27 protein-coding genes are annotated in these 26267 nt (G+C 73.5%); 16 read left to right on the plus strand and 11 right to left on the minus strand.

All coding sequences use genetic code 11. The annotated features are described in order from the left end of the window. Window positions 1-187: 187 nt before the first annotated feature. Entirely contained in the window at window positions 188-1141 is a 954-nt protein-coding gene (locus tag IH54_RS0123030) for a hypothetical protein (RefSeq protein WP_052397761.1), read from the minus strand. A 47-nt stretch (window positions 1142-1188) separates the two neighbouring features. After that, window positions 1189-1860 carry a hypothetical protein gene (locus tag IH54_RS0123035; protein ID WP_031519882.1) on the minus strand — a complete coding sequence of 224 codons (672 nt, stop codon included), beginning with the start codon at window positions 1858-1860 and terminating at the stop codon, window positions 1189-1191. A gap of 124 nt (window positions 1861-1984) precedes the next feature. Between IH54_RS0123035 and IH54_RS0123040 the strand changes: the two genes are divergently transcribed. The 6 genes from IH54_RS0123040 to IH54_RS0123065 all read left to right on the plus strand — a co-directional run bounded on the left by IH54_RS0123040 (window position 1985) and on the right by IH54_RS0123065 (window position 6348). Continuing rightward, window positions 1985-2932, plus strand: coding sequence for a DUF3048 domain-containing protein (locus IH54_RS0123040; protein ID WP_031519884.1), 948 nt, complete (start codon window positions 1985-1987; stop codon window positions 2930-2932). A gap of 65 nt (window positions 2933-2997) precedes the next feature. Then, window positions 2998-3231, plus strand: a complete 234-nt coding sequence (locus tag IH54_RS0123045) for a type II toxin-antitoxin system VapB family antitoxin (protein ID WP_031519886.1) — start codon at window positions 2998-3000, stop codon at window positions 3229-3231. Then, window positions 3228-3653, plus strand: a complete 426-nt coding sequence (locus IH54_RS0123050; protein WP_031519888.1) for a PIN domain-containing protein — start codon at window positions 3228-3230, stop codon at window positions 3651-3653. Before IH54_RS0123045 ends, IH54_RS0123050 begins: the two co-directional genes overlap by 4 nt. Before the next feature lie 73 nt (window positions 3654-3726). Beyond that, window positions 3727-4185, plus strand: a complete 459-nt coding sequence (locus IH54_RS0123055; protein ID WP_031519891.1) for a MarR family winged helix-turn-helix transcriptional regulator — start codon at window positions 3727-3729, stop codon at window positions 4183-4185. A 124-nt stretch (window positions 4186-4309) separates the two neighbouring features. Then, complete coding sequence (locus IH54_RS0123060; RefSeq protein ID WP_063762355.1) at window positions 4310-4942, plus strand: isochorismatase family cysteine hydrolase; 633 nt, start codon at window positions 4310-4312, stop codon at window positions 4940-4942. Further along, window positions 4939-6348, plus strand: a complete 1410-nt coding sequence (locus IH54_RS0123065) for an MFS transporter (RefSeq protein WP_052397762.1) — start codon at window positions 4939-4941, stop codon at window positions 6346-6348. The genes IH54_RS0123060 and IH54_RS0123065 overlap by 4 nt, the downstream gene beginning before the upstream one ends. 40 nt (window positions 6349-6388) lie before the next feature. On the opposite strand, the gene IH54_RS0123070 is transcribed toward IH54_RS0123065, so the two are convergent. From IH54_RS0123070 to IH54_RS47760, 4 genes are all read right to left on the minus strand, one after another. Continuing rightward, on the minus strand, window positions 6389-7402 hold the full coding sequence (locus IH54_RS0123070) for a transporter substrate-binding domain-containing protein (RefSeq protein ID WP_078862449.1): 1014 nt from the start codon (window positions 7400-7402) through the stop codon (window positions 6389-6391). A 95-nt stretch (window positions 7403-7497) separates the two neighbouring features. Next, on the minus strand, window positions 7498-8271 hold the full coding sequence (locus IH54_RS0123075) for an amino acid ABC transporter ATP-binding protein (protein ID WP_031519899.1): 774 nt from the start codon (window positions 8269-8271) through the stop codon (window positions 7498-7500). Beyond that, complete coding sequence (locus IH54_RS0123080; protein ID WP_078862450.1) at window positions 8268-9419, minus strand: amino acid ABC transporter permease; 1152 nt, start codon at window positions 9417-9419, stop codon at window positions 8268-8270. The genes IH54_RS0123075 and IH54_RS0123080 overlap by 4 nt, the downstream gene beginning before the upstream one ends. A 245-nt stretch (window positions 9420-9664) precedes the next feature. Next, complete coding sequence (locus IH54_RS47760; RefSeq protein ID WP_267965221.1) at window positions 9665-9796, minus strand: putative leader peptide; 132 nt, start codon at window positions 9794-9796, stop codon at window positions 9665-9667. 294 nt (window positions 9797-10090) lie between these two features. On the opposite strand from IH54_RS47760, the gene IH54_RS45650 reads away from it, so the two are divergent. The 6 genes from IH54_RS45650 to IH54_RS0123115 all read left to right on the plus strand — a co-directional run bounded on the left by IH54_RS45650 (window position 10091) and on the right by IH54_RS0123115 (window position 16316). Further along, entirely contained in the window at window positions 10091-10243 is a 153-nt protein-coding gene (locus IH54_RS45650; RefSeq protein ID WP_159012013.1) for a putative leader peptide, read from the plus strand. A 222-nt stretch (window positions 10244-10465) separates the two neighbouring features. Next, a complete protein-coding gene (locus tag IH54_RS0123095; RefSeq protein ID WP_031519905.1) occupies window positions 10466-11674 on the plus strand; it encodes an LLM class flavin-dependent oxidoreductase in 1209 nt (402 codons plus the stop codon). Between the two features lie 51 nt (window positions 11675-11725). Next, window positions 11726-13138 (plus strand): NtaA/DmoA family FMN-dependent monooxygenase, encoded by a 1413-nt coding sequence (locus tag IH54_RS0123100; protein ID WP_031519907.1) that lies wholly within the window; start codon window positions 11726-11728, stop codon window positions 13136-13138. Beyond that, a complete protein-coding gene (locus IH54_RS0123105; protein WP_031519910.1) occupies window positions 13135-14259 on the plus strand; it encodes an LLM class flavin-dependent oxidoreductase in 1125 nt (374 codons plus the stop codon). The genes IH54_RS0123100 and IH54_RS0123105 overlap by 4 nt, the downstream gene beginning before the upstream one ends. A 19-nt stretch (window positions 14260-14278) precedes the next feature. Continuing rightward, complete coding sequence (locus IH54_RS0123110) at window positions 14279-15418, plus strand: LLM class flavin-dependent oxidoreductase (protein WP_031519912.1); 1140 nt, start codon at window positions 14279-14281, stop codon at window positions 15416-15418. A gap of 37 nt (window positions 15419-15455) precedes the next feature. Beyond that, the gene (locus IH54_RS0123115; RefSeq protein ID WP_052397763.1) at window positions 15456-16316 is read left to right on the plus strand and encodes a DUF1684 domain-containing protein; all 861 of its coding nucleotides are present in this window, start codon (window positions 15456-15458) and stop codon (window positions 16314-16316) included. Between the two features lie 183 nt (window positions 16317-16499). Here IH54_RS0123115 and IH54_RS0123120 read toward each other — a convergent pair whose 3' ends face one another. The 5 genes from IH54_RS0123120 to IH54_RS0123140 all read right to left on the minus strand — a co-directional run bounded on the left by IH54_RS0123120 (window position 16500) and on the right by IH54_RS0123140 (window position 22122). Next, window positions 16500-16925 (minus strand): SgcJ/EcaC family oxidoreductase, encoded by a 426-nt coding sequence (locus IH54_RS0123120; RefSeq protein WP_052397764.1) that lies wholly within the window; start codon window positions 16923-16925, stop codon window positions 16500-16502. A gap of 83 nt (window positions 16926-17008) precedes the next feature. After that, window positions 17009-18277, minus strand: coding sequence for an RNA polymerase sigma factor (locus tag IH54_RS0123125; protein WP_052397765.1), 1269 nt, complete (start codon window positions 18275-18277; stop codon window positions 17009-17011). A 92-nt stretch (window positions 18278-18369) separates the two neighbouring features. Beyond that, window positions 18370-20286 (minus strand): DNA primase, encoded by a 1917-nt coding sequence (gene dnaG, locus IH54_RS0123130; protein ID WP_031519921.1) that lies wholly within the window; start codon window positions 20284-20286, stop codon window positions 18370-18372. A 65-nt stretch (window positions 20287-20351) separates the two neighbouring features. Then, the gene (locus IH54_RS0123135; RefSeq protein WP_031519923.1) at window positions 20352-20807 is read right to left on the minus strand and encodes a GNAT family N-acetyltransferase; all 456 of its coding nucleotides are present in this window, start codon (window positions 20805-20807) and stop codon (window positions 20352-20354) included. Between the two features lie 52 nt (window positions 20808-20859). Beyond that, the gene (locus IH54_RS0123140; RefSeq protein ID WP_031519926.1) at window positions 20860-22122 is read right to left on the minus strand and encodes an NAD(P)/FAD-dependent oxidoreductase; all 1263 of its coding nucleotides are present in this window, start codon (window positions 22120-22122) and stop codon (window positions 20860-20862) included. 462 nt (window positions 22123-22584) lie between these two features. On the opposite strand from IH54_RS0123140, the gene IH54_RS0123145 reads away from it, so the two are divergent. The 4 genes from IH54_RS0123145 (at window position 22585) to IH54_RS0123160 (ending at window position 26010) form a co-directional block, all read left to right on the plus strand. Next, complete coding sequence (locus tag IH54_RS0123145; protein ID WP_052397767.1) at window positions 22585-22938, plus strand: peptidase inhibitor family I36 protein; 354 nt, start codon at window positions 22585-22587, stop codon at window positions 22936-22938. A gap of 100 nt (window positions 22939-23038) precedes the next feature. Beyond that, window positions 23039-23791: a sirohydrochlorin chelatase gene (locus tag IH54_RS0123150; protein WP_052397768.1), complete on the plus strand. Its 753-nt coding sequence runs from the start codon at window positions 23039-23041 to the stop codon at window positions 23789-23791. 38 nt (window positions 23792-23829) lie between these two features. After that, entirely contained in the window at window positions 23830-25119 is a 1290-nt protein-coding gene (locus tag IH54_RS0123155; RefSeq protein ID WP_031519932.1) for a deoxyguanosinetriphosphate triphosphohydrolase, read from the plus strand. A 204-nt stretch (window positions 25120-25323) separates the two neighbouring features. Further along, window positions 25324-26010, plus strand: coding sequence for a SanA/YdcF family protein (locus IH54_RS0123160; RefSeq protein WP_031519934.1), 687 nt, complete (start codon window positions 25324-25326; stop codon window positions 26008-26010). Window positions 26011-26267 lie beyond the last annotated feature (257 nt).

Here is a 26267-nt window from a genome sequence, read left to right on the forward strand (position 1 = left end):
AACGGCGCACTCCCCCCGCGCACTCGGTCCACGACCCCGTTTCGTGTGACGCCCGAGACTATCCAAGTACCAGGCCCCACACGAGATGGACGCCCCCCACGACCGGACCGTTCCCTCATCCGCCCCGGCAGGGGTTCACGAGGAACGAGGTGACGTCGTTGACGGCGGACCTGGGCCCCGCTCCCGGTCAGCGGTTGACGGTCTGGATCTCCCGGACGGTGACGGTCTGGTGGCTCACGAAGGTGCCGTCCTGCATGCGTTGCGGGTTCGGATGGCCGGTGCCCGTCCAGCTGATCTGCCACGTGACGGTGACGTCCAGCGTGTACGTCCCCTTGCCGGAGTCCTTGAGGAACACCACCCCGCACGGCGGCACGTTCCCCGCCCCCGGAGTCCACGCCGTCCCCGTCCCCTTGCACTTCCCCGACGCCGGGTACGTCTGCGCGTACGGGGTCCGGGGACGGATCTGGATCCCGGTCGGCCTCGCGGTCGTCGTCGCGGAGACGTTGTAGGCCGGAAGGAATGCGGTGACCGACACCGGGTGGAAGACGGTGGAGTCCATCCACACCCAGGTGGGGATGTTCACGCCCTGCTTCCCCGCGGGGTTGATCATCGCGTCGCCGGTGGGAATGAGAATCTCCCGGTACGCCAGCTCCGCCAGCACCTCGGGCGTGACCGCGTTCTTGTGCTCGGGCGGCGGCGGGTCGCCGAGGTCGACCCAGAAAGGTTCGTCGTTGCAGGAGTCCGCACCGGCCATACCGCCGTTCTCGGGCGGCGAATAGCCGGACCACCAATAGCCCTTGCCGGTCTTGTCCATGTTGAAATCGGTGTAGGGATGGCCGTCCTGGTATTTGTCCTTCTGCCCGGAGATCCACTCCCAGCTGGGGGACTGCTCCGCCCAGACACCTTCCGACGACTTCTTCAACTCGGCCGGGGTGTACGTCGGCTGGTACCAGCACGCGGGCGGCGTCCAGTTGCCCACGGGCTTCAGCGAACCCGTAGGGTGACCGCTCGTCCCGGTACCGTTCTTGCTCTTGTCGTACTGCACGCCGACGCTCGCGTTGATGGTCTGGTGACCCTTACCGTCGTCGCCCTTGCCGCCGTGGCCGTCGAAACTGGCGTGGGCGGCCCCTGGGGTCAGCAATGTCAACAGCGCCGCGGCCGACCCCGCGAGCAGCGCCGAGCGTCGCCCTATTGGGGCAGGCACTTCTTGTACCCCCGGATCGAAGTGATGTTGTCCGTCACCCATACTCCCTGCGCGTTCTTCTTCAGGTCGGTGTTGTAGAAGACGTAGTTCCTCGATTTGTCCTCGGTACTCGTCCCCCGGTCGACCTTGCCCGTCTTGCGGTCCTTGGGGAAGGCATTGGTCTCGTCACCGCAATAGAGAAGGGCCGCCTGGTCCTTGCTCAACATGGTTACTTCGCGGTTGTAGTAGCGAGTGGTCCCGTACAGCGACTGCCCCTGGCTCAGGAAGCTGTTGACGAACTCGACGGCATTGGTCGACGCCTTGCCGGTGCTGTAGAACTCCAGCGCGTCCGTGTGCGTGGAGCCCTGGATCACGGCGTCGTCGATAGCCGTCACGTATCCCTGGTTGTCCGCGAGGATCGCGTCCTTGACCGGGTCACCGGTCTTTCCACCCTCGAAGACGTCCTTGAAGTCCGCAGGGAAAGTGATCGTCGGCCGCTTCACCCCCGCCGCGGTCGGCGACGGCGCAGCCGACGTCGTCGTCGGCGCGGGCGCCGACGTGGAGACGTCCGTGCCCGGATCCTTGATCTTGCCGTCGTCCTTCTTCGAGCCGCCGCAGGCCGACAGCAGCAGCGCAGCAGAGACGGCCACGCAGGCGAGCGCCTGCGGTGCGCGCATGGTCAACAGACTCCCCGTTCGTTCGACAAAAGGCCGCCGAACCGGGCACAACGGCGCACTCCCCCCGCGCACTCGGTCCACGACCATAAGGGGAGCGGGTTCACGCGCGGACGGGGGTACGGCGATGAGCGGCGGATGGCGGGTGGCGGGCGCGGGGGTGGCCGCCGTGGTGCTCGTAGGGCTGGCGGGGGTGGCGGGGTGTCAGCCGTCCGACACGGGCGGGGCGTCGGGCAAGCAGGGGGCGCATACGAGCGACGCGCCCGCGGCCACCTCGTACCTCACCGGGGAGCCGGGGGCGGCCGGGCACGTGCTGGCCGTGAAGATCGACAACGTCGGGGCGGCCCGGCCCGCGACCGGGCTGGACGACGCGGCGATCGTGTACGCCATCGAGGTCGAGGGCGGGCTCTCCCGGCTGATGGCGGTGTACGACGACAGGCACCTGCCGAAGAAGGTCGGGCCGGTGCGCAGCGCGCGCGAGACGGATCTGCAGCTGCTCGCGGAGTACGACCGGCCCGCGCTCGCCTTCTCCGGCGCGCAGAGCGAGCTGCTGCCGGTGCTCAGGGCGAGCGACGACCTGACGGCGGTGACGGGCACGCGCGACTTCTACCGCGACTCCGCCCGCCGGGCCCCGCACAACGAGTACCTGCGGCCCGCGGGACCCGCCGCGAAGGGCGGCACCGCCGAGGACATCGGGCTGCGCTTCGCGGCGGCCGTCCCGCCCGGCGGTACGGCCGCCGCCACGGCGTCGGCGAAGATGCCCTCCGCGCGTTTCTCCTTCGCCTACGACGGCTCGCGCTACCGCGTCTCGATGGACGGCAAGGCCTCCCCGTGGTCGGCGGACAACGTGGTCATCCAGCACGTCGGCGTCCAGGAGTCGCGCTACCACAGCCGTACCGGCTTCGTCCCCTTCAGCCGGACCGTGGGCCACGGTCGGGCGCAGGTCCTGCGCGACGGACGGTCGTACGCGGCCGCGTGGGACCGCCCCTCCCCCACCGCGGGCACCTCCTACACGCTGGACGGCGCGCCGCTGGCGCTCAAGCCGGGGCACACCTGGATCGTGCTGGAGCCGTGAGAAGGTCTTCTGCTTTGTGGGCGATGTATGCTCGCTTTACACATCGCCCACATCGGAGGTGCCACATGTCCGTCACCCAGATCGATCTCGACGACGACGTGCTCGCGGCCGCGATGCGCCTGATGGGTACGACGACGAAGAAGGAGACGGTCAACACCGCTCTTCGCGAGTACGTCGCCCGGGTCGAACGGCTCGACGCGGCAGCGCGACTGGCCGCGATGGGCGCGCGGGGCGACTTCGACGAGGCCGCGCAGGCCCATGCGGCAGCCCGGCGGGCGGGGAAGCTCCCGTCGGTGTGAACGCGTACCTCCTGGACACCAGCGCCCTGTGGTATCTCTTCCGCACCCCGGGGGCCCTCGGCCCGTGGGAGGCGTTCATCGGCGCGGGCGCCTTCCGGCTGGCCGAGCCGACCCGCGCGGAATTCCTCTCTTCCGCGAAGAGCCCTCGCCACCGCGACGAACTCGCGGACGCGATCGACACCCTCTGCGGGCGCGCGGACGCCCCCGAGGGGGCTTGGCGCTGGGTCGACACCGCGCAGTACCGGCTCACCCAGCAGGGGCAGCACCGGTCCGCAGGTGCGCTCGATCTGCTGATCTGCGCCACGGCGGTCCATCACGACCTGACCGTCCTGCACGTGGACAACGACTTCGCCACCGTGACCGGCGTCCTCGAGGAGGTCCGGCAGCAGGACGTCCGCTCCGCCACCCCGGGCGGCGCCTGAACTCCGCGGGCCCTCACATCTGCACTTAGACAGCCAGCTGCACAGTTGGCTGTCCAAGTGCTACGGTGGAGGCATGACCGCGCAGCCCCCCGCCTCGCCCCCGCGGACCGACACCGGCGTCCTCGCCGGTGAGCTGCGGGTGGCGCTCGCCTCGCTGGTGCGGCGGCTCCGGGAGCAGGCGGACGGGACGGACCTCACGCGGTCGCAGTCGTCCGTGCTGCTGCGGCTGGAGCGGGAGGGGCCCGCGACGGCCACCGCGCTGGCCCGCGCCGAGGGCGTACGGCCGCAGTCGATGGCCAAGATCGTGCAGGCCCTGGAGTCCGCGGGGCTCGTCGGCGGCGCGCCCGACCCGAAGGACGGGCGCAAGACGCTGCTGAGCCTCACCGACGCCGCCCGCGAGGAATTCCGCACCGGCCGGCTCGCGAAGCAGGACTGGCTCACCAAGGCGCTCGACACGACGCTGACCGCCGAGGAGATCGACCGGCTGGCGTCCGTCACCGACCTGCTGCGGCGGCTCGCCCAGTTCCCCTGACCCACGACGCGCCGGCACACCCCCACCTCACCCCCGACACCGCTGACACCGCGCCCGGCACCGTACCCGCGTACTCCGGTCCGCCCGGCGCGCGCCCCCACACCGATCGACCGAAGGACTCCGCATGCCCGTCACCACGCTCGACGCGGCCACCGCGCTCGTCGTCATCGACCTCCAGCAGGGCATCGTCACGATGCCGCTCGCCCACCCCGTCGAGGACGTCGTGGCGCGCTCGGCAGAGCTGGCGCGGGCCTTCCGCGGTCGCGGGCTGCCGGTCGTGCTGGTCAACGTCGCCGGCAGCCCGCAGGGGCGGACGGACGCCGGGCCGGTCGTACTGGACGCGCCCGAGGGCTGGGCGGACCTGATACCGGAGCTGGAGCGGCAGCCCGGCGACATCCTCGTCACCAAGTACGCGCGCAGCGCCTTCACCGCCACCGGGCTCGCCGACCGCCTGCGCGAGCTGGGCGTGACGCAGGTGGTCGTGACCGGCATCGCCACCAGCGGCGGCGTCGAGTCGACCGCGCGGGACGCGCACGAGCTGGGCTTCCACGTCACGCTGCCGGCCGACGCCATGACCGACCGCAGCGCCGAGCGGCACGACCACAGCCTGCTCCAGGTCTTCCCGCGGATCGCCGAGACCGGCAGCACGCAGGACGTCCTGGGCGCGCTCGCCTCCCTGCCGGGACAGCCGGGACAGCCGGGGCTGTCAGGGCAGCCGGGACAGCCGGGGAGCGGCCCGGCCGCCGACCGGTCGTGACCGCCGCGACCCGCACCACCGCGACCCCGCCGGAGGCACCCGGCGGCGGCAAGCCGTTCGGTGCGCGCTTCGTGAGCCCGCTGCTGCTCGGCTCGACCCTCAACCCGATCAACAGCTCGATGATCGCGACCGGCCTGGTCGGCATCGGGCTGGACTTCCACAAGGGCCCGGGCACCACCGCCTCGCTGATCTCCGTGCTGTACCTGTGCAGCGCGGTCGCGCAGCCCACGATGGGCAAGCTCGCGACGATCTTCGGCGCGCGCCGGGTCTTCGTGAGCGGCGTGGTGATCCTGCTGGTCGCGGGCGTCATCGGCGCGACCGCGCCCGCCTTCGGCTTCCTGCTGGTGTCCCGCGCGCTCATCGGCATCGGCACCTCGGCCGCGTACCCGACGGCGATGGCGCTGGTCAGGAAGCGCGCGGACGAGGTGGGCACGGGGGTGCCGAGCCGGGTGCTGGGCAATTTCTCGATCGCCTCGCAGGTCACGATCGTCGTCGGGCTGCCGCTCGGCGGGCTGCTCGCGGGGGCGTGGGGCTGGCGGGCGCTCTTCCTGGTGAACGTGCCGCTCGCGCTCGTCACGCTGGTCTTCACGCTCGTCGGCGTGGCGCCTGACCGGCCGGTGCCGAAGGAGTCGCGCGCGGCCCTCTTCACCGCGGTCGACGTGCCCGGCATCGCGCTCTTCGCGGCGACGATCGTGAGCCTGCTGCTCTTCCTGTCCGACCTGACCTCGCCCGCCTGGTGGCTCGTCCCGGTGACGCTGCTGCTGGGCGCCGCGCTGGTGGTGTGGGAGCGGCGGACGGCGCGCCCGCTCCTCGACGTGCGGATGCTGGGCCGCAACCGGCGGCTGCTGCGCACGTACATCCGGCAGGCGGTCGTCGCGCTGGGCACGTACACCGCGCTCTACGGGCTGAGCCAGTGGATGGAGGAGAGCGCGGGCTACAGCGCCTCGCAGGTGGGGCTGATCATGCTGCCGCTGTCGGGCATCAGCATCGTGGTGGCCCGGCTGGTGTCGGGGCGCGGGTGGGTGCGGACGCCGCTCGTGCTGACGGGGGTGTCGCTGGTCGCGACCGGCGCGGTGATGCTGTTCGTCACGCACACCTCGTCCGTGCTGGTGCTGCTGTGCATGTCGGCGCTCTTCGGCTTCGCGAACGGCTTCTCCGGCTTCGCCAACCAGGCCGCGCTGTACGTGCAGGCGCCCGCCGATGAGATCGCGGTCGCGTCCGGCCTCTACCGGACCTTCGCGTACGTCGGCGCGATCTTCTCCTCCAGCCTGATCGCCATCGCCTTCGGGCACGCGGCGACGGACGCGGGGCTGCACGGGGTGTCGTACGTCATCGCGGGCATCGGTGTGCTGGTGCTGCTGATGAGCGTGCTGGACCGGGCGATCCCGGCCCGCGCGGAACGCTGAGCGGACCGCGGCCCCCGAGGTGCGGGGGCCGCGGCGGGCGTCAGAACGTGGCGGGCGGGTTGACCTGGGACTGCGGGATGCCGCTGCCGGTCAGACCCCACTTGGCGAAGATCTTCGCGTAGTCGCCGCTCGCGATGAGCTTGTTCACCGCGTCGCTGAGGGCCTTGGCCACCGGCGAGTTGCGGGCGGTGACGAAGCCGACGGTGGTACTGGACACCTCGCCGAGGAAGCGGGTCCCGGGGATGTGCGCGGCGTCGTACTTCAGGCCGAGCGTCGGGCCGAACATCACGTCGATCCGGCCGTTCCGGAGGCCGAGCACAGTGGCGGCCGCGTCCGAGGAGTACTGCACGGTGTACGGCTTCTTGCCGGCCGCCGCGCACTTGTCCTTGTTGGCCTCGAGGATCTGCTGGAAGGTCGAACCGGATCCGGTGGCGATGGTCAGGCCGCACACGTCGGCGATCTGCTTGACGGAGGTCAGGTCGGAGTCCTTCGACCCGAGGAAGGCCTGGCCGTCGTTGAGGTAGCTGGCGAAGTCGACGACCTGCTCACGGGCCTTGGTCACGCCGAAGTTGTCCTGGCCGACGTCGTAACGCCCGTTCTGGACGCCGGGGATGACGGTGGGGAAGGTGCCGTACTGGATGTCCCACTGCACGCCGAGCACCTTGGCGACGGCGTCGCGCAGGTCCACGTCGAGGCCGACGGACTTGCCGTCCACCTCGCCGCCGTGCGGGAGGGCGGACGTGCCGGGCTGCTTGGTGGTGCCGAGGACGAGCTTGCCGGAGTCGCGGATCTTCGCGGGGAGTTCGGCGGCGATCGTCGGGTCGGTGGTGATCGCGGACACCACGTCCTGCGTCGGGACCGCGCCGGAGTCACCGGGCTTGGCGGCCGCTGCCTGGGTGCCGTCCTTCCCCGCGTCGGAGTCCTTGCCGGAGTCGGAGGAGCCGCAGCCGGCGAGCAGCAGCAGGGCTGCGGTCGCGGCGGCGAGGGCCGCGAGGGGGCCGCGTCTCGCGAGGGGCGTTCGGGCGGGGCGGCGGCGGGCGCGGGCGCTGGTCACGGGAGTGCCTTTCGTACGGCGGGGACGGCGGGGACGAGGGGGACGAGGGGCGGGGAGGGTACGGGCAGGGGCCGCGGAGGTGCGGCGGGGCGGGCTCACAGGACCGCCGAGAGGAACGCGCGGGCGCGCTCGTGGCGGGGGGCGGCCAGGACGTCGGCGGGGGCGCCGGACTCGACGATCCGGCCGCCGTCGAGGAAGACCACGGTGTCGGCGACCTTGCGGGCGAAGCCGATCTCGTGCGTGACGACGATCATCGTCATGCCGCTGAGCGCCAGGTCCTGCATGACGCCGAGCACCTCGCCGACCAGTTCGGGGTCGAGCGCGCTCGTCGGCTCGTCGAAGAGCAGCAGCCGCGGGTCCATGGCCAGGGCGCGGGCGATGGCCACCCGCTGCTGCTGGCCGCCGGACAGCTGCCGCGGGTACGCGCCCTCCCGGCCGCCCAGCCCGACACGGGCCAGCAGCTCGCGGGCCCGGTCGGCGGCCTGCGGGCGGGGGCTGCGGCGGACGGCGACGGGGGCCTCGGTGACGTTCTCCAGCACGGTCAGGTGCGGGAAGAGGTTGAACTGCTGGAAGACCATGCCCACTTGGGAACGCTGCCGGGTCACCGTACGCGGGGGCAGCTCGCGCAGCCGGGCGCCGTCCCGGCGGTAGCCGACGAGGTCGCCGGCGATCTCGACGAAGCCCGCGTCCGGCTTCTCCAGGTGGTTGACGCAGCGCAGCAGCGTGGACTTGCCGGAACCGGAGGGCCCCAGCAGCACGGTGACCTCGCCTTCCCGCACGTCGAGGTCGATGCCGTCCAGGACGGTGGTGCCGCCGAAGCTCTTGCGCAGCCCCCGCACCCGCACCAGCGGGTTTCCGCCGCCGGTCACGACAGCCCCGCCAGGTCGGTCCTGGTCCGCCCGAAGAGCGGCAGGTTGGCGCGGGTGAGCTGCCAGAGCCCGCGTGCGGAGGGGCCGTTGCGAGCCAGGCCGTCGCGCCGCGAGCCGCGGGCGTAGTACCGCTCGACGTAGAACTGCCCGATCGACAGCAGGGTGGTCAGGATGATGTACCAGACCGTCGCGACCAGCAGCAGCGGGATGATCAGGAAGTTCTGGTTGTAGATGAGCTGCGCGGAGTAGAGCAGGTCCTCGACGGCGATGACACTCACGATCGAGGTGGCCTTGAGCATGCCGATCAGCAGGTTGCCGGACGCGGGCACGATCGCGGGCATCGCCTGCGGCAGCACGATCCGGCGGAAGATCCGCGCCTCGCCCAGGCCCAGCGCCTTGGCGGCCTCGCGCTGTCCGGGGTCGACGGCGAGGATGCCGCCGCGCACGATCTCGCTGCTGAACGCGGCCACGTCCAGGGTGAGTCCGACGTACGCGGCGAGGATGCCGCTGAAGAGGTGCGCGGTGCGGAAGTGCGCGAATTCGGGGCCGAAGGGCACGCCGAACGACAACCGCGGGTAGAGCGAGGCCAGTTCGAACCAGAAGAGCAGCTGCACGAGCGGCGGCACCGAGCGGATGAGCCACACGTAGCCGAAACTCACCGCGCGCAGCACGGGGTTGCCGGACAGCCGCATCGCGGCGACGGCGATGCCCAGCAGGTAGCCGCTGGTCATCACGGCGGCGGTGAGCCAGAGGGTGAGTTCCAGGCCGTGCAGGATGTTGTGGCTGAGGAAGTAGTCGCCGACGACGCCCCACTGGAAGCGCTTGTTGGCGACGACGGTGTGGCCCGCCATCGCGAGCAGGACGAGGAGCGCCGCGGCCGAGACCCACTGGCCGGGGTGGCGGAGCGGGACGAGCCGCGCGGCGAGCAGCTCCCGGTCGGTGGGCCGGTCGTCGAGGGCGGACAGCGACGGCGGGGGCTCCTCGGCGGGCGGCGGGTGGCCGGTGTCGGGGCCGCTCGCGGGGCCTTTCGCAAGACCTTTCGCGGGGCCCTTCACGGGGTCTTTCGCGAGGGAGGGCGGGTCCTCGGCGGGAGAGGGCGCGGACGCGGGCCTGTCGGTGGCGGGCGCGGGGGTGTCGTGCTGGGGCATGGCGGGTCCCGTCTGGTCGGGAGCACGGCGGCGCCGGGCCGCGTACGGCGGTGTACGGGCGTGCGCACTGCCGGACGTGCGGCGGCGCGGGGCGGCGCGGGGCAGGAGGCGGGACGGCATCGCGGACGCGGGGCCGCCCGGGGAGCCGGGGAAGCCGGAAGGGGAACGGCCGGGTCAGTCGGCGGCGCCGTCAGGTACCGAGGCGCACACCGGTGAAATCGGCCGTGCGGAAGGGGAGTTGCGGCTCAGAGGGCCGGGCGGTCCACCGGACACAGGGCGCTGCTGACGCGGAGGAGGTCGACGTGCCGCCGCTCCACCCGGGCCGGGAAGGAGCCGCGGGGGTGCGTCGTGCGGTCGCGCTGCGCTGCGGCGGCCATGGCCTTCCCCTCGCTCTCGTCTCGACGCGTATCGCCCCGTACGCCGTACAGGGCCTGTGGGCCAGCACGTTAACCGGCGCCCGCCGTTCGGACAATCCCCTTCGCGGACACCGGAGTCGAGAAGCGACGCACGTCACGTGCAGCCGGAAGGGATTGTGCGGGGCCGCGCGGCGGAGTTACGGTGCGATCGAGGGCCACGAGCGCCGCGGCCCCGTCGGGGTGCGGCGCGGGGCCGTACGGATGTGCACCGGACGCGGGCGCGAGGCCCGTCCGGGCGGGGAGGGAGGCGGGGCGATGCGGTCCAGCCGGCGCACCCTGCACGCTCACGCCACGTGCTCCCGGCGCGCGCTGCCCGCGCTCGCCACGTACTCCCGGCGGCACATCGACCTCCAGCGCGTCGCCACCGCCCTGTGTCCGGGCCTGGCGAACGGCCGTTCCGGGGCCTGACCACCGGACCGCCGCGCGACCGGCGCCGCCCGATCTCCGCGCCCGCGCCCGCCCCACCCCCGCAGCACCCCGTTCCCGGCCCCGCACGGCCCGCCCCCGCACCCCGCGTACCCCGCACCGGCGCACCACGCGCCGCGCCGTACGCCCGTAGGCGGAAGCGGCCCGCGCCGCCGGTCCCCTCGCGATCCTCGCGCCCCTCCGAGCAGGAAGCGGTAGCCGCCCATGCCCCGGAATCCCGCCCACCTCCACCTCGCCGCCGCCCTGGACGGCGCCGGCTGGCACCCCGCCGCCTGGCGCGAGCCCGGCGCGCGGCCCGCCGACCTCTTCCGGGCCGGCTACTGGGCCGACCTGGCCGCACGCGCCGAGCGCGGCCTGCTGGACCTCGTCACCATCGAGGACTCGCTCGGCCCGCAGGCCTCCCCCCTCACCGGCCCCGACGACCGCACCGACCAGGTGCGCGGGCGGCTCGACGCGGTGCTCACCGCGGCCCGGATCGCGCCGCTGACCCGGCACCTGGGGCTGGTGCCGGCCGCGGTGGTCACCCACACCGAGCCCTTCCACCTGTCGAAGGCCGTCGCCACGCTGGACCACGTCAGCACCGGGCGGGCCGGCGTGCAGGTCAGGGTGTCGCTGCGGCCGGACGAGGCCGGGCACTTCGGGCGCCGCGAGGTGCCCCGCATCACCTCGGTCGAGGAGCTGGAGTCGCCCGCCGGACAGGCCCTCTTCCGCGAGCTGTTCGGGGAGGCGGCCGACGCGGTGGAGGTCGTGCGGCGGCTGTGGGACAGCTGGGAGGACGACGCGGTGATCCGCGACGTGGCGACCGGCCGCTTCGTGGACCGCGGCAAGCTGCACTACATCGACTTCGCGGGCGACCACTTCAGCGTCAAGGGCCCCTCGATCACCCCGCGCCCGCCGCAGGGCCAGCCGATCGTGGCGGCGCTCGCGCACTCCGCCGAGCCCTTCCGGCTCGTCGGCACCTCCGCGGACCTGGGCTTCGTCACCCCGCACGACACCGCGCAGGCCGCCGCGACGGTCGCCGCGATCCGCACCGAGCAGGAGCGCGCCGGGCGCGGCGGCGAGACGGTGCACGTCTTCGGCGACCTGGTGGTCTTCCTGGACGCCGAGCCGGGGCGGGCCGCCGAGCGCCGGGCGCGCCTCGACGCGGCTCTCGACGCGCCCTACCGGAGCGACGCCCTGGTCTTCACCGGGACGCCCGCCGAACTCGCCGACGTGCTCCAGGACTTCGCCACCGCGGGGCTCACCGGCTTCCGGCTGCGCCCGGCCGAGCTGCCGTACGACCTGGACGCGATCACCGACGGCCTGGTCCCCGAACTGCAGCGGCGCGGCGTGTTCCGTACGGAGTACGCGGCCGACACCCTGCGCGGCCTGCTCGGGCTGCCGCGCCCGGCGAGCCGCTACGCCGCCGTCTGACCTCCGACCGCACGCCCACCGCCCGCATCACCCCCTGGAGGGCCACCAGCCATGAGCACCGCGCCCGGCAGCCGCACCGAATCCGGCAAGCCCCGCAAGCAGATCCACCTCGCCGTGCACTTCCCCGGCGTGAACAACACGACCGTGTGGAGCGACCCGGCGGCCGGCAGCCAGATCGACTTCGCCTCCTTCGTCCACCTCGCCCGGACCGCCGAACGCGCCAAGTTCGACTTCCTCTTCCTCGCCGAGGGCCTGCGGCTGCGCGAGCAGGCCGGGAAGATCTACGACCTGGACGTGGTGGGCCGCCCCGACACCTTCACGGTGCTGGCCGCGCTCGCCGCCGTCACCGACCGGCTCGGCCTGGCCGGCACGATCAACTCGACCTTCAACGAACCGTACGAGGTGGCACGGCAGTTCGCGTCCCTCGACCACCTCTCGGCGGGCCGCGCCGCCTGGAACGTCGTGACGTCCTGGGACGAGTTCACCGGCGAGAACTTCCGCCGCGGCGGCTACCTCGCCCGTAAGGACCGCTACGCGCGGGCCTCGCAGTTCCTGACCGCCGTCACGGCGCTGCTGGATTCGTGGCGCGGGGACGAGGTCGCCGCCGACAAGGACTCCGGCACCTTCCTGCGCGACCCGGACGCCGGGCGGTTCGAGCACCGGGCCGACCAGTTCGACATCCGCGGGCGCTTCAACGTGCCGCGCAGCCCGCAGGGCCGGCCGGTGATCTTCCAGGCGGGCGACTCCGACCAGGGCCGGGAGTTCGCGGCCTCCGGCGCCGACGCGATCTTCACCCGGCACGGCACCCTGGAAGCGGGCAAGGCCTTCTACGCCGACGTCAAGGGCCGGCTGGCGAAGTACGGCCGCTCGCCCGACGAGCTGCTGATCCTGCCGGGCGCCACCTTCGTGCTCGGCGACACCCCGGCCGACGCGGCCGAGAAGGCGGACGTCATCCGCCACCAGCAGGTCAGCGGCGCCACCGCGATCGCCTTCCTGGAGCGGGTCTGGAACCGCGACCTGAGCGGCTACGACCCCGAGGGCCCGCTGCCGGACGTCGAGCCCCTGTACGAGGGCGAGTTGATCGCCCTCGGACGCGCCGACGCGCGCGGCCAGGAGCTGCTGGAGACCGTGACGCGGTGGCGGGAGACCGCCGAGCGCGACAAGCTCTCGATCCGCGAGCTGGTCATCGCCGAGACCGGCCGCCAGTCCTTCATCGGCACCCCGCAGCAAGTGGCCGCGCAGCTCGACGACTTCGTGCAGGCCGACGCGAGCGACGGCTTCATCCTCGTGCCGCACCTGATCCCCGGCGGCCTCGACGACTTCGCCGACACGGTGGTGCCGCTGCTCCAGGAGCGCGGGGTCTTCCGCACCGAGTACACCGGCGAGTCGCTGCGCGACCACCTGGGACTGCCGCCGCTGGCCCCCGCCCCGGGCGGCCTGCGGCAGGTGGGGGCGGCGTCGTGAAGTTCCTCGCCATCACCCTGATCGTGCACGCCCCGCACCCCGTCACCGGCGAGCTGAAGTCGACCCAGGACCGCTTCCGCGAGGTGATCGGCAACGCCCTGCTGGCCGAGGAGCTGGGCTTCGACGGCTTCGGCGTGGGCGAGCGGCACGAGCGGCCCTTCATCTCCTCCGCCCCGCCGGTGGTGCTCAGCCACCTGGCCGCCCTCACCTCCCGCATCCGGCTCTTCACCGCGGTGACGACGCTGAGCCTGCTGGACCCGGTGCGGGCGTACGAGGACTACGCCACGCTCGACCACCTGTCCGGCGGGCGGCTGGAGTTGATCGTCGGCAAGGGCAACGGCAGCGCGCAGCGCGAGCTCTTCCACGTCACGACCGACGACCAGTGGGCGCGCAACGCCGAGAGCTACGAGCTCTTCCGGCGGATCTGGCGCGAGCGCAGGATCACCGCGGAGCCGCGCTTCCGCCCCGCGCTGGCCGAGGCCGAGGTGTGGCCGGAGCCGTACCAGCAGCCGATCCGGATCTGGCACGGCAGCGCCACCAGCCGCGAGTCGGTGGACCTCGCGGCCCGCTACGGCGACCCGCTGTTCTCGGCGAACGTCACCAACCCCATCGAGCCGTACGCCGAGCTGGTCCGGTACTACCGGGAGCGCTGGGCGCACTACGGGCACGACCCGGCGCTCGCCACGGTCGGCGCGGGGAGCGCGGGCTACTACGCCGCCCGTACGTCGCAGGAGGCCGTCGCCGCCTACCGGCCGGTGTTCGAGGGGCATCTGGCCTTCCAGAAGCGGCTTGGTGTCGAGCCGGTCTTCGCGACGCTGGAGGACTTCGTGGAGCGCAGCTCCGCGCTGATCGGCAGCCCGCAGCAGGTCATCGAGAAGGTGCACCGCTACCACGAGCAGTTCGGCCACACCGTGCTGCATCTGCACGCCGACGCGGGCGGTCTCACCGAGGCCCAGCACCGCGACGCACTGGAGCTCTTCCAGTCGGAGATCGCGCCCGTGCTGCGCAAGGAGATCCCCGACCCGCCGTGGCCCTGGGCCCCGGCCGGCCTCCCCGCGGACCCCGCCGCGCCCGCTGCTCCCCCGTCCCCCGACCACGCCGCCGCGGCCCCCGCCGCCTGACCGACAAGGAGCGCCGCCCGTGGCACCCACCCCGCTCGCCGTCCTCGACCTCGTCCCGATCCCGTCCGGCTCGACCGCGCCCCAGGCGCTGCGCAACAGCATCGATCTCGCGCAGCGCACCGAGGAATTCGGCTACGCCCGTTACTGGTTCGCCGAACACCACCTCAACCCCGGGGTGGCCGGCACCTCCCCGGCGGTCGTGCTCGCCCTCACCGCGGCCGCGACCCGCACCATCCGGATCGGCTCGGGCGCGGTGCAGCTCGGGCACCGCACCGCGCTCTCGACCGTCGAGGAGTTCGGGCTGCTGGACGCCCTGCACCCGGGACGTTTCGACCTCGGCCTCGGCCGCTCGGGCACGCGCGGCAAGCCGGGCGAGGCGCCCAAGGTCGCGGTGGCGGCCGGCGGCGGCACCCCGGTCGTCGACGGCCGGACGCCCAACGGCCTGCGCATACCGGGCCGTTTCGCCCCCGCGAGCCTGCTCTCCTCGCCCCGCTTCGTGCTGCACCAGAAGCTGCTGACGCTGCCGGGCGCCGAACCCCAGCCCTACGACGAGCAGATCGCCGACATCCTCGCGCTGATCGCCGGGACGTACGTCAGCGCGGAGGGCGTGGCCGCGCACGTGGTGCCCGGCGAGGGCGCGGACCTCCAGGTGTGGATACTCGGCAGCAGCGCGGGTGTCAGCGCGCAGACGGCGGGCGCGCAGGGCCTGCGGTTCGCGGCCAGCTACCACGTCAGCCCGGCCAGCGTACTGGAGGCGGTGGAGGGTTACCGCGCCGCCTTCGTGCCGTCCGCGGAGCTGGAGCGCCCGTACGTGAGCGTGTCGGCGGACGTGGTCGTGGCCGAGGACGAGGCGAAGGCACGGGAGTTGGCGGCCGGGTACGGGCTGTGGGTGCACAGCATCCGCACCGGCGCGGGCGCGATCCCCTTCCCCACCCCGGAGCAGGCGGCCGCGCACGTCTGGCAGCCGGAGGAGCGGGCGCTGGTCGCCGACCGGATCGAGACGCAGTTCGTCGGCAGCCCGCGCCAGGTCGCCGACCAGCTGGAGACGCTGCGCGACGCGACCGGCGCCGACGAGCTGATCGTCACCACCATCACCCACGACCACGCCGACCGCGTGCGGTCCTACGAGCTGCTCGCCGAGGAGTGGCAGCGCCGCTGACGAGCCCCCTCACCACCACGACGACGAGGAAGACACCATGAGCGCACCCGCACGGCCCACCGAGAACGCCACGAGCCCCGACAAGGCGGCCTTCGCCGAGGAGTGGGAGGCGTGGCACCGGCAGAAGGACGAGACCTTCGGCGGCCCCCACGGCTTCCTCGCCATCACCAGCCTCAACTGGCTGGACGAGAACCCCACCCGCTTCCCCGACGCGCCCGGTCTGTGGTCCAGCACCGCCGACGGCGTCACCGTCCAGCTCGACGAGGGCGAGGAACTGCTGCTGGACGGCGAAGTCCTGCGCGGCCGCCATGACTTCGGCGTCCTCGCCGAGCGCTCCAGCCTCTACCCCGCCGCCGGGGACGCGGTGTTCGAGGTCGCCAAGCGCGGCGGCCACGACATCCTGCGCCCCCGCCACCCCGACAACGCCCTGCGGCAGTCCTTCACCGGCACCCCCGCCTACGACCCCGACCCGCGCTGGGCCGTGCCCGGCCGCTACGAGGCCTTCGCGACGCCCCGCCCGACGACGGTCGGCGCGGTCGTGGAGGGCCTGGAGCACGTGTACGACGCGGTGGGCCGCATCGACTTCGCGGTCGACGGCACCTCCTACGCGCTGACCGCCTTCGAGGGCGCGGCCCCCGGCACCCTCCAGGTCCTCTTCACCGACGCCACCTCGGGCGTCACCACCTACGCCGCCAACCGCTCCCTGACCGTCGCCGCCCCGGACGCCGACGGCAACGTCACCCTCGACTTCAACCGCGCCACCAACCTCCCCTGCGCCTACACCGACCTCGCCACCTGCCCCCTCCCGCCCGCCGAGAACCGCCTCCCCCTCGCCGTCGAGGCCGGCGAGCTCATCCCCACGACCCCGGCGGCGACCACCCGCTCCGTCCCGGCCTGACACCGGAGCACAAGCGCCATGCGCGCGGGCCGGGTCACCTCTCCGGGCAGGCCGCCGGACCGGGTCGATGCGGGCCTCCACGGTGCGGAAGTCCTCCGCGGCCCCGTCCCCCCCACCGGGGTGACGGGGCCGCCCGGAAACCCGTCGCCGGCCGGCCGGCGACGGGTTTCCGGCCGCAAGGTGTCAGAGCAGGGCCGGGCTGCTGTGGTAGGCCTCGATCAGCCACGCCCCGGCGTGCCGGGCGAGCACCCAGGTGACCAGCTCCCGCTGCTCCGGGGCCGATTCGTCCTGGCCGGGGGCGAGCGTGGCGCTGGCGGTGTGGACGAGGGCGACGTCAGCGGTGACCGCCCGGACGTCGCGGACTTCGTGGACGCGCCGGGTGCCGTGCAGCGTGCCCGTGAAGGCGGCGGTCATCGCCGCCTCGATCTGCGCACGCCCGGCCAGCCGGGTGCCGGGCAGGACGACCGTCGCCGCGGGCGCGTAGGAGGCGGCGAACGCGGCGCCGTCGCCCGCGGCCCAGGCGTGTGCGGCGGCGCGGAAGACGTCGCGGATCGCGGTGTCGTCTGCGGTGCCGTACGTATCGGCCGTATGTGTCGTGCTGCTGCTCATGGCGAGCCCTCCCGTGACGTTCGCTGCTGTCACGAATGCAGACCCGCCCGGCGGCGGAAATTCGTCGGGTCCGGCCGGACCCGTCAGTCGAGGTAGCCGCGGAGCTGGTCGGCGAAGGTGTGGTCGCGGAGCTTGCTGAGGGTCTTGGACTCGATCTGGCGGATGCGCTCGCGGGTCACGCCGAAGAGGCCGCCGATCTCCTCCAGGGTGCGGGGGCGGCCGTCGGCGAGGCCGTAGCGGAGCTGGACGACGCGGCGTTCGCGCTCGCCGAGGGTGGACAGGACCGCGTCGAGGTGCTGGCGCAGCAGCATGAAGGCGGCCGTCTCGACGGGGGACACGGCGTCGCCGTCCTCGATGAGGTCGCCGAGCGCGACGTCGTCCTCCTCGCCGACCGGCGCGTGCAGCGAGACCGGCTCCTGGGCGAGCCGCAGGACCTCGCCGACGCGCTCGGGGGTGATGTCGAGCTGCGCGGCGACGTCCTCGGCGGTGGGCTCGTGGCCGCGCTCCTGGAGCAGGCGGCGCTGGACGCGGATGACGCGGTTGATCAGCTCCACGACGTGGACGGGGACGCGGATCGTCCGGGCCTGGTCGGCGAGGGCGCGGGACATGGCCTGCCGGATCCACCAGGTCGCGTACGTCGAGAACTTGTAGCCGCGGGTGTAGTCGAACTTCTCCACGGCCCTGATCAGGCCGAGATTGCCCTCCTGGACCAGGTCGAGCATCGTCAGGCCGCGTCCGATGTAACGTTTCGCCACCGAGACCACCAGCCGCAGGTTCGCCTCGATGAGCCGCCGTTTGGCCATCCGGCCCAGCACCACGATGCGGTCCAGGTCCACCGCGAGCTGCGAGTCCAGCGCGGGGAAGGCGGCGAGCTTCTCCTCGGCGAAGAGCCCCGCCTCGACCTGCCGGGCCAGCTCCACCTCCTGCGCCGCGGTGAGCAGCGGGATGCGGCCGATCTCGCGCAGGTACTGCCGGAAGAGGTCGGCGGACGGACCCGCCGGATCCGCGCGCGGGCGGGCCGGGAGCGGTACGTCGACCGCCTCGCCCTCGTCGTACGGCGCGGTGCCCGGCTCGCCGTCGGCCGGATGCGGCTCCGGCCCCGGGTCCGCCGCCCGCTGCTCCGGCACCCTGGCGTCCGCCCCGGCGGCGTGCGGCTGGTCCGGCGGCGGGTCGGGCACGGGGGTGAGCAGCGGCCGCGCGGGCGGCACCGGGATCTGCGCCTGGGGGTGCGAGTGCGTCTGCACGGAATCGACCTCCGCGGTGAGCGCGACATTGGGCTCTTCAGCGGGCTCGGAGAGGCTCGGGAGGGGCGCCGAGGCGGGCTCTGGGCCGTCCTTCAGTGTGGCGCACACACCGCTCCCGCCACGAGGGTCGTGCGGGCGGTTTTTCGGCTTTCCGTCACGCTTCGCGTACGGCCCGACACACGGGCGGGGCGCCGTACCGCTCAGAGCGCCGCGGCCCCGTGGCCGCGCAGCCGCTGGCCGTACTGCTGGAGCGCCCACAGCTCGTTCTGGGCCGCGACGAACTCGGGCGCGTCCTCGCGCACCCCTTGCGCGTTCAGCCGGGCCTGCGTGGCGAGGACCTGGGCGATACGCCGCTCCACCGCGTTCATCCGCACCCGCACCAGCACCTCGCCCGCGTAGAACTCCGGGCTCTTGTGCATGACGGGCTCCACCGCGAGCTCGGTGACCATCATCCGCACCGCGTCGTCGGGCGCGAACTCCCGTACCCGGGTGAGGTATTCGGCGTCGGCGAACTCGACCCCGCCGGCCTCCGCGATCACCCGGCGCACCTGCGCGTACGGCGGGCCGGTGAACTCGTCCTCGCCGTACGCGTCGAAGGCCGGCGAGACGAGCGCGGGGAACTGCAGGGCCAACTTGAGCAGTTCGCGCTCCACGCGGTGCGCGGGGCTGCGCAGGTCGAGGCGCGGCCCGCGCGGCACGTTCTGCGGCGGGCCCGCCGGGCGCCGTTCGGGGCCCCGCCCGGCGAAGTCCGGCCGTACGGGGGCGCCCTGGCCGGCGGCCCGGGCGCGGGCCAGCGCCCGCACCCGGCGGATGACGGACTGCTCCTCGGCCTGCGTGGCCATGCCCGCCATGCCGAGCAGCCGGATCGCGTAACGGTCGCGCAGCGCCTGGTTCTTGATCGCCGCGACCACCGGCACCGCGGCGTCCAGCGCCGCGACCCGGCCCTCGTCGGTGTCCAGGTTGTAGCGCGACACGATCGAGCGCAGCGCGAACGCGAACAGCGGAGTGCGCCCCTCGATGAGCCGCAGCACCGCCGAGTCGCCCTCGGCGAGCCGCAGTTCGCACGGGTCCATACCGCCGGGGGTGACCGCGATCGACGTCTCGGCGGCGAACTTCTGGTCGTCCTCGAACGCCCGCAGCGCCGCCTTCTGCCCCGCCTCGTCACCGTCGAAGGTGAAGACGACCTCGGAGGTCGCGTTGTCCATCAGCAGCCGGCGCAGGATCTTGATGTGGTCGCCGCCGAAGGACGTGCCGCACGTCGCGATCGCGTTCGTCACCCCGGCCAGATGGCACGCCATGACGTCCGTGTAGCCCTCGACCACGACCGCCCGGCCGGTCCTGGCGATCTCCTTCTTGGCCAGGTCGATCCCGTAGAGCACCTGCGACTTGCGGTAGAGCGGGGTCTCCGAGGTGTTCAGGTACTTCGGTCCCTGGTCGTCGTCGCGCAGCTTGCGCGCGCCGAAGCCGATGACCTCGCCGGTGATGTCCCGGATCGGCCAGATCAGCCGGCCGCGGAAGCGGTCGATCGCCCCGCCCCGGCGGCTCTCCAGCGCCAGCCCCGCGGTGATCAGCTCCCGGTCCGTGAAGCCCTTGCCGCGCAGGAAACGCACCAGCGCGTCCCACCCGGCGGGCGCGTAGCCCACACCGAAATGCCCGGCCGCGGCCTGGTCGAAGCCGCGCGCGGCCAGGAAGCGCCGGGCGATCTCCGCCTCGGCGCCCGCGAGCTGCTCGACGTAGAAGGCCGCGGCGGCGCGGTGCGCCTCGACCAGCCGGATCCGCTCGCCCTGCTGGCGGCCGGGCACATGCCCGCCCTCCTCGTACCGCAGGGTGATAGCGGCCTGGCCCGCGAGCCGCTCGACGGCCTCGGTGAAGGACAGGTGGTCGACCTTCATGACGAAGGCGAGCGTGTCGCCGCCCTCGCCGCAGCCGAAGCAGTGGAAGAGCCCCTTGGAGGGGCTGACCTGGAAGGACGGCGTCTTCTCGTCGTGGAAGGGGCACAGGCCCTTCAGATTGCCGCCGCCGGCGGACTTGAGCTGGAGGTATTCGGCGACGACCGCGTCGATCGGGACGGCGTCGCGTACCGCCTTCACGTCTTCGTCCCTGATCCTGCCCGCCACGCCAGAAGTCTACGGCCCGGCTCGGACAGCTCCGGACGCCGCGGTGTCGTCCGCCGCCTCCCGCGTCAGTCCCGCAGGAGGTCCTTGGTCACGAAGTCGTAGTGCAGGCCGCTCGGCTCCAGCAGGTACTCCTCGCCGACGCGCTCGAAGCCCATGTGCCGGTAGAAGTCGCTCGCCGAGGTGCGGCCGTGGCACCAGGCCAGGGCCGCGCCGCGGGCCGCGCACTCGCGCAGGCCCGCGGTCAGGGCGGCGCCGCCGAAGCCCTGGCCGCGGACCTCGGGGGCGCTGCCCATGCCGCGGAAGCGGTAGGCGGTGGCCGCCTCGCCGGGAAAGCCGTCGGGGAAGAAGGTGGCGCAGCCGCGGACCGCGCCGGCCTCGTCGTAGGCGGCTATGTGGAAGGTGCCGGGGAGCGCGTCCTCGGGGTAGACGGCGGTCTCGCGCGGCAGCCCGGTGCGCAGCACCGCCCAGCGCAGCGCGAAGATCTCCTCCACCGCGACGACGGCGGTGCGCGAAACGGACAACGTGACTGTCCCTCCTGGTCGGCCCGGGTCTCCCCGGGCCTTCACCAGGGGTCTACTCCACGAACGAGGGTAGCGGCACGCTCGGGTCCGACAGGGCCTCGGGGTCGACCGCCCGGCCCGAGCGGATGAGCTGCTGGATGTGCTCGGTGACGTCCCACACGTTGACGTTCATGCCCGCCAGCACCCGGCCCTCGCGCAGCCAGAACGCGATGAACTCGCGCTTGCCGACGTCCCCGCGGCACACCACCTGGTCGTACGACCCGGGGGCGGCGTGCCCGGAGAACTCCATCCCCAGGTCGTACTGGTCGGAGAAGAAGTACGGCACGCGGTCGTACGACACCTGCTGCCCGAGCATGGCGCGGGCCGCGGCCGGGCCGCCGTTCAGCGCGTTCGCCCAGTGCTCGACGCGCAGCCTGCGACCCAGCAGCGGGTGCTCGGCGTTCGCGACGTCGCCGGCCGCGAAGATGTGCGGGTCCGAGGTGCGCAAGGACGCGTCCACCGCGACGCCGCCGCCCTCCTCGCGCGGAGCCAGCGCCAGGCCCGCGACCTCCGCGAGCGCGGTCCGCGGGGCGGCGCCGATCGCGGCGAGCACGTCGTGCGCCGGGTGCTCCTCGCCGTCGTCCGTCAGCGCGGCCAGCACCATGCCGTCCTGGCCGGTGATCTCCGTGAGCTTCGCGCCGAAGTGGAAGCGGACGCCGTGCTCGGTGTGCAGGTCGGTGAACACCGCGCCCAGTTCGGGCCCGAGCACCGCGTGCAGCGGCGTCGGGTCCGGCTCCACGACCGTGACCTCGGCGCCGTACCCGCGGGCCGCCGCGGCCACCTCCAGGCCGATCCAGCCCGCGCCGGCGATCACCAGGTGGCCGTTCTCCCGGCCCAGCGAGGTCAGCACGTGCTTGAGCCGGTCGGCGTGCGCCAGCCGCCGCAGGTGGTGCACCCCGGCGAGGTCCGTGCCCGGGATGTCCAGGCGGCGCGGCTCGGAGCCCGTCGCGAGCAGCAGCTTGTCGTAGATGAGCGTGGTGCCGTCGCCGAGGCTGATGCTGCGGGCGTCCTTGTCCAGGTGCACCACCGGCTGCCCCAGGTGCAGCTCGACGTCGTGCTCGGCGTACCAGCCCGGCTGCTGCACGAAGACGGAGTCGCGCTCCGCGCTGTCCGTGAGGTAGCCCTTGGAGAGGGGTGGGCGTTCGTAGGGGTGGTCGCGCTCGTCGCCGATCAGTATCACCCGGCCGGTGAAACCCTCGGAGCGGAGGGTTTCCGCGGCTTTCGCCCCGGCGAGCCCCGCTCCGACGATCACGAAGGTCTGGTGTGCGTCCACCACTGGATGCCTCCCCTGCCGGTCTTTCCTTATACGCGAGCGTCCCTTACGGCAGGGCCGTCGGGAAGTGTGCCGCGCCGAACGATCATTGTGACCGCTTCGGCGGCCCTGCGCTCCGGGGGTCCCCCGGCACCCCTCTCCCCCGGGGCCTCCGGGGCCGGCCCGGTCCTCCGGGGCCTCCGGTGCCGGCCCGGTCCTCCGGGGCCTGCGGCGGTGCGCCTGCCGCCCGGGGCCGGGCCGGGGGCCGCTCCGGTTTCGGCGGCGGCTTTTGGGGGTGCCTTGGTTGCCGTGGCCTCCTCAGCGCTTTAGCATCGCCGTCCGGGGGATGGCCATGCGCGTTTATGGCCTCTTTCCGTCGTTTTCTGTCGTTCGTGCACGGTGGACTCGAAGGGAAAAGGAATGCGCATCAGGACGGGGCGCCGCGCGGTTCAGGCGGCGGCAGTGGGGGTAATGACCCTCGGGGCGATGGCAGTGGCGACCGGCGGCGCGCAGGCGGTCTCGGCACCCGGCGGGGCGGCGACGTGCCCGAGTAATTCCGTGTGTCTCTATTACAACTCGCCGGAAAACGGCTGGGGAGCCTTCGAGTATTTCTCCCCGGGGCAGCGCGGGCTCAACCTGTCGAACTTCAGGTTCACCAACCACGGGAACACCGGGAACGGCTACGGACAGGTCATCGCCATGAACGCCGCTTCCATCGTCAACAACACCGACCACTTCGTGAACGTCTATGTTTCGCAGGGCTATTACGTGCACTACGAGGGGCATTACGCGGGGAACCTCAACACCGCGTACAACAACGACGTCGCCATGGACACCTGAGGCTCCCGGCAGGGCGTCCTCACTTCGCGCGGCGGGGCGGCGTGAGGCGGGGGCAAAGCGGTGAGATCCCCGGGAAATCCGGGGGCAACCCGCAGGCGGCATGCTCGAAGGTATGAGGATGACGCAGCGACCTGTGCTCGTGGCCGTCGCGCACGGCAGCCGGGATCCCCGTGCGCTGCCCGCGGTGCGGGCCCTGGTGGAGCGGGTACGGACCGCCCGGCCCGGGCTGGAGGTGCGGCTCGGGCACGTGGAACTGGACGAGCCGCTGCTCGGGGACACCCTCGCCGGGCTGCGCGGCACCGCCGTGCTCGTCCCGCTGCTGCTCGGCCGAGGGCACCACGTGAAGCACGACCTGCCCGCGGCGCTCGCGGCGGCCCCCTGGGTGACGGGGGCGGTCGCGGCGCCGCTGGGTCCGGATCCGCTGCTCGCGGAGACGCTGCACGACCGGCTGCGGGCCGCGGGGTGGACCCGCGCCGGGCGGGCGGTCGTGCTCGCCGCGGCCGGGTCGCGGGATCCGCAGTCCGCCGCGGACACCGCCCGTACCGCCGCCCTGCTCGCGGCCCGGCTGGGGGTGCCGGTCGCTCCCGCGTACGCCTCCGCCGCGGCGCCGACGGTGCCGGAGGCGGTCGCCGGGCTCGTGAGCCGGGGGATCGCCCGCGACCGTATCGCCGTGGCCTCGTACTTCACCGCGCCCGGCCGCTTCGCCACGCAGACCGCCGCCGCCGCGCCCTGGATCGCCGCGGCGCCGCTGGGCGCGCATCCGGCGATGGCCCGCCTGGTCCTGCAGCGCTACGACGAGGCCGCCGCCGCCCTGCCGCGTACCGGCTCGCACCGCCTCGCCCACGCGGGCTGAACCTCCGTTCGCGGCGCCGGGCGGTTACCGTCGGCCGTATGGAGAGCCATGACGCCCGGGGCGAGACGCACGGCGGCTACCGGGCCGCCGACGCCGAACGGTACGTGCCCGAGCCCGACAAGCGGCCGGGCCGGACCGCCTTCCAGCGCGACCGCGCGCGCGTCCTGCACTCCGCCGCGCTGCGCCGGCTCGCCGGGAAGACGCAGGTCGTCGACCCGGGAGTGAGCTCGGGCGCCGTACCCGACACCAGCCCGCGCACCCGGCTGACGCACTCGCTCGAATGCGCCCAGGTCGGCCGGGAGCTGGGCGCGGCGCTCGGCTGCGACCCCGACCTCGTCGAGACCTCCTGCCTTGCGCACGACCTCGGCCACCCGCCCTTCGGGCACAACGGCGAGCTGGTCCTCGCCGAGTTCGCCGCCGGCTGCGGGGGCTTCGAGGGCAACGCGCAGAGCCTGCGGCTGCTCACCCGGCTGGAGCCCAAGCGCTTCGCGTCCCCGGATGTCAGCGTCGGCCTCAACCTCACGCGCGCCGCGCTCGACGCCGCCACCAAGTACCCCTGGCCGCGCGGGGGCCGGCCGGGCGATCCCGGCAGCCCGAAATTCGGCGTCTACGAGGACGACCTGCCCGTCTTCCGCTGGGCCCGCGAGGGTGCGCCCGAGGGGCGGCAGTGCTTCGAGGCGCAGGTCATGGACTGGTCGGACGACGTCGCCTATTCCGTCCACGACGTCGAGGACGGCCTCCAGGCCGGCCACATCGACCCCCGCGCCCTGCGCTCCGCCCCCGAACGGGCCGACGTCTTCGCCTGCGCGGCCGCCCGCTACGCCCCTCCCGGCACCGCCCCCGACGAGCTGGCCGAGGCCCTCGACCGGCTCCTGGCCCAGCCCTGGTGGCCCGACCACTACGACGCCACCGCCCTCGCCCAGGCCCGGCTGAAGGACGCGGCCTCCCAGCTCATCGGCCGCTTCTGCCTCGCCGCCGAGGGTGCGACCCGCGAGCGCCACGGCACCGCGCGCCTCACCCGCTACGCCGCCGAACTGGTCGTCCCGCGTGAGCAGCGGCTCGAATGCGCGGTGCTCAAGGCCGTCGCCGACCGCTACGTCATGCAGCGCGCCGCCCAGGCGCGGCGGCGGGCCGAGCAGCGCGTCGTCATCGCCGAACTCGCCGCGGCCCTCCTCGCCCGGGCCCCCGAGGGGCTCGACCCGCAGTTCGCCCCGCTCTTCGCCGCCGCGGGGGACGACCGCGGGCGCCGCCGCGTCGTCGTCGACCAGATCGCGTCCCTCACGGACGCCGCCGCCACGGCCCTCCACGCCCGCCTCACCCCGGCCTGACGGCCCACCCCGCGGCTACGGCCGCCGGAGCCACCGCGCCTGGTCGGCACCGTCGTCGCATCCGCTGCACGACGGGCGCCCCTTCGTCCTTGCCTTGCTGCCGTCCTGCACGGTCGGGCGTTTCCCGCTGTTGCGTTCCTGATCTCCCGGCCAGGGTGCAACCCCCGGGGCGGGAGCGACGTCAAGAGAGGTGAGGGGGTAGCGATGGGGCTCAAGGCGTGGGGGCGGGGGCTGCGGACCCGGAAGGGGCAGCGGCGGTTCGTGCAGGCCGTCGCAGGCGTGTGCACGGTGGCGCTGCTGCCTGCCGTATGGGTGCAGCTCGCGGGTGGCGGGCGGGTGCGGGACCTCTCGGACGTGCCGGCCGCGCCGGTGGGCGTCGTCTTCGGCGCGGGCCTGACCCCGGCGGGGCACCCCTCGCCGTATCTCGCGCACCGGCTCGACACCGCTCTCGCGCTCTACCGCGCGGGCAAGGTGCGGGTGCTGCTCGTCACGGGCGACAACAGCCGTACGACGTACGACGAGCCGGGTGCCATGCGGACGTATCTGGTCGCGCACGGCGTCCCGGCCACCCGGGTCGTCGTGGACGACGCGGGCTTCGACACCTGGGACTCGTGCAGTCGTGCGAAACGCGTCTTCGGGGTGGACAGGGCGATCCTGGTCAGCCAGGACTTCCACATCCGGCGGGCCCTCGCGCTGTGCGAGGCGGCGGGCCTGAGCGTGTACGGCGTCGGCGTCGACGAGCCGCACGACCGGACGTGGTACGCGGGCGGCGCCCGTGAGCTGCTCGCTGCGGGCAAGGCCGCGGTGGACGCGACGCTCCATCCCGCCCCGCGCTTCCTGGGCCCGAAGGAGCCGGGCGTGACGCGCGCCCTGGAGGCTCCCGCCGGGTGACGCGGCGGACGCCCGCCGGGCGACGCGGCGGGGTCCTCGGGGGAGCGCGGCGGACGCCCGCGGGGCGACGCAGCGGGGTCCTCCGGGTGGCGCGGCGGGCCCCGCGGGATTTTCACAGCGGTGAAAGTTCTACGCGCGTTGCGACAGCCTCGCACGCCCGCCGCACCCCGCATGGTCCAGACCTCTGCCGGTGTGCCCGAACCCCTTTACGTCACAGGACACTTCATGTCTCACTCATGACGCGTTCACAACAATGC

This window comes from Streptomyces sp. NRRL F-5123 (assembly GCF_000721495.1).
Classification (GTDB): Bacteria; Actinomycetota; Actinomycetes; order Streptomycetales; family Streptomycetaceae; genus Actinacidiphila.

Excerpts from the sequence above, each read along its gene's own strand:
- IH54_RS0123035 (WP_031519882.1), bottom strand. The coding sequence starts at position 1,860 with ATGCGCGCACCGCAGGCGCTCGCCTGCGTGGCCGTCTCTGCTGCGCTG.
- IH54_RS0123040 (WP_031519884.1), top strand. The coding sequence starts at position 1,985 with ATGAGCGGCGGATGGCGGGTGGCGGGCGCGGGGGTGGCCGCCGTGGTG.
- IH54_RS0123045 (WP_031519886.1), top strand. The coding sequence starts at position 2,998 with ATGTCCGTCACCCAGATCGATCTCGACGACGACGTGCTCGCGGCCGCG.
- IH54_RS0123055 (WP_031519891.1), top strand. The coding sequence starts at position 3,727 with ATGACCGCGCAGCCCCCCGCCTCGCCCCCGCGGACCGACACCGGCGTC.
- IH54_RS0123060 (WP_063762355.1), top strand. The coding sequence starts at position 4,310 with ATGCCCGTCACCACGCTCGACGCGGCCACCGCGCTCGTCGTCATCGAC.
- IH54_RS0123080 (WP_078862450.1), bottom strand. The coding sequence starts at position 9,419 with ATGCCCCAGCACGACACCCCCGCGCCCGCCACCGACAGGCCCGCGTCC.
- IH54_RS47760 (WP_267965221.1), bottom strand. The coding sequence starts at position 9,796 with ATGGCCGCCGCAGCGCAGCGCGACCGCACGACGCACCCCCGCGGCTCC.
- IH54_RS45650 (WP_159012013.1), top strand. The coding sequence starts at position 10,091 with ATGCGGTCCAGCCGGCGCACCCTGCACGCTCACGCCACGTGCTCCCGG.
- IH54_RS0123095 (WP_031519905.1), top strand. The coding sequence starts at position 10,466 with ATGCCCCGGAATCCCGCCCACCTCCACCTCGCCGCCGCCCTGGACGGC.
- IH54_RS0123100 (WP_031519907.1), top strand. The coding sequence starts at position 11,726 with ATGAGCACCGCGCCCGGCAGCCGCACCGAATCCGGCAAGCCCCGCAAG.
- IH54_RS0123115 (WP_052397763.1), top strand. The coding sequence starts at position 15,456 with ATGAGCGCACCCGCACGGCCCACCGAGAACGCCACGAGCCCCGACAAG.
- IH54_RS0123120 (WP_052397764.1), bottom strand. The coding sequence starts at position 16,925 with ATGAGCAGCAGCACGACACATACGGCCGATACGTACGGCACCGCAGAC.
- IH54_RS0123145 (WP_052397767.1), top strand. The coding sequence starts at position 22,585 with ATGGCAGTGGCGACCGGCGGCGCGCAGGCGGTCTCGGCACCCGGCGGG.
- IH54_RS0123150 (WP_052397768.1), top strand. The coding sequence starts at position 23,039 with ATGCTCGAAGGTATGAGGATGACGCAGCGACCTGTGCTCGTGGCCGTC.
- IH54_RS0123155 (WP_031519932.1), top strand. The coding sequence starts at position 23,830 with ATGGAGAGCCATGACGCCCGGGGCGAGACGCACGGCGGCTACCGGGCC.
- IH54_RS0123160 (WP_031519934.1), top strand. The coding sequence starts at position 25,324 with ATGGGGCTCAAGGCGTGGGGGCGGGGGCTGCGGACCCGGAAGGGGCAG.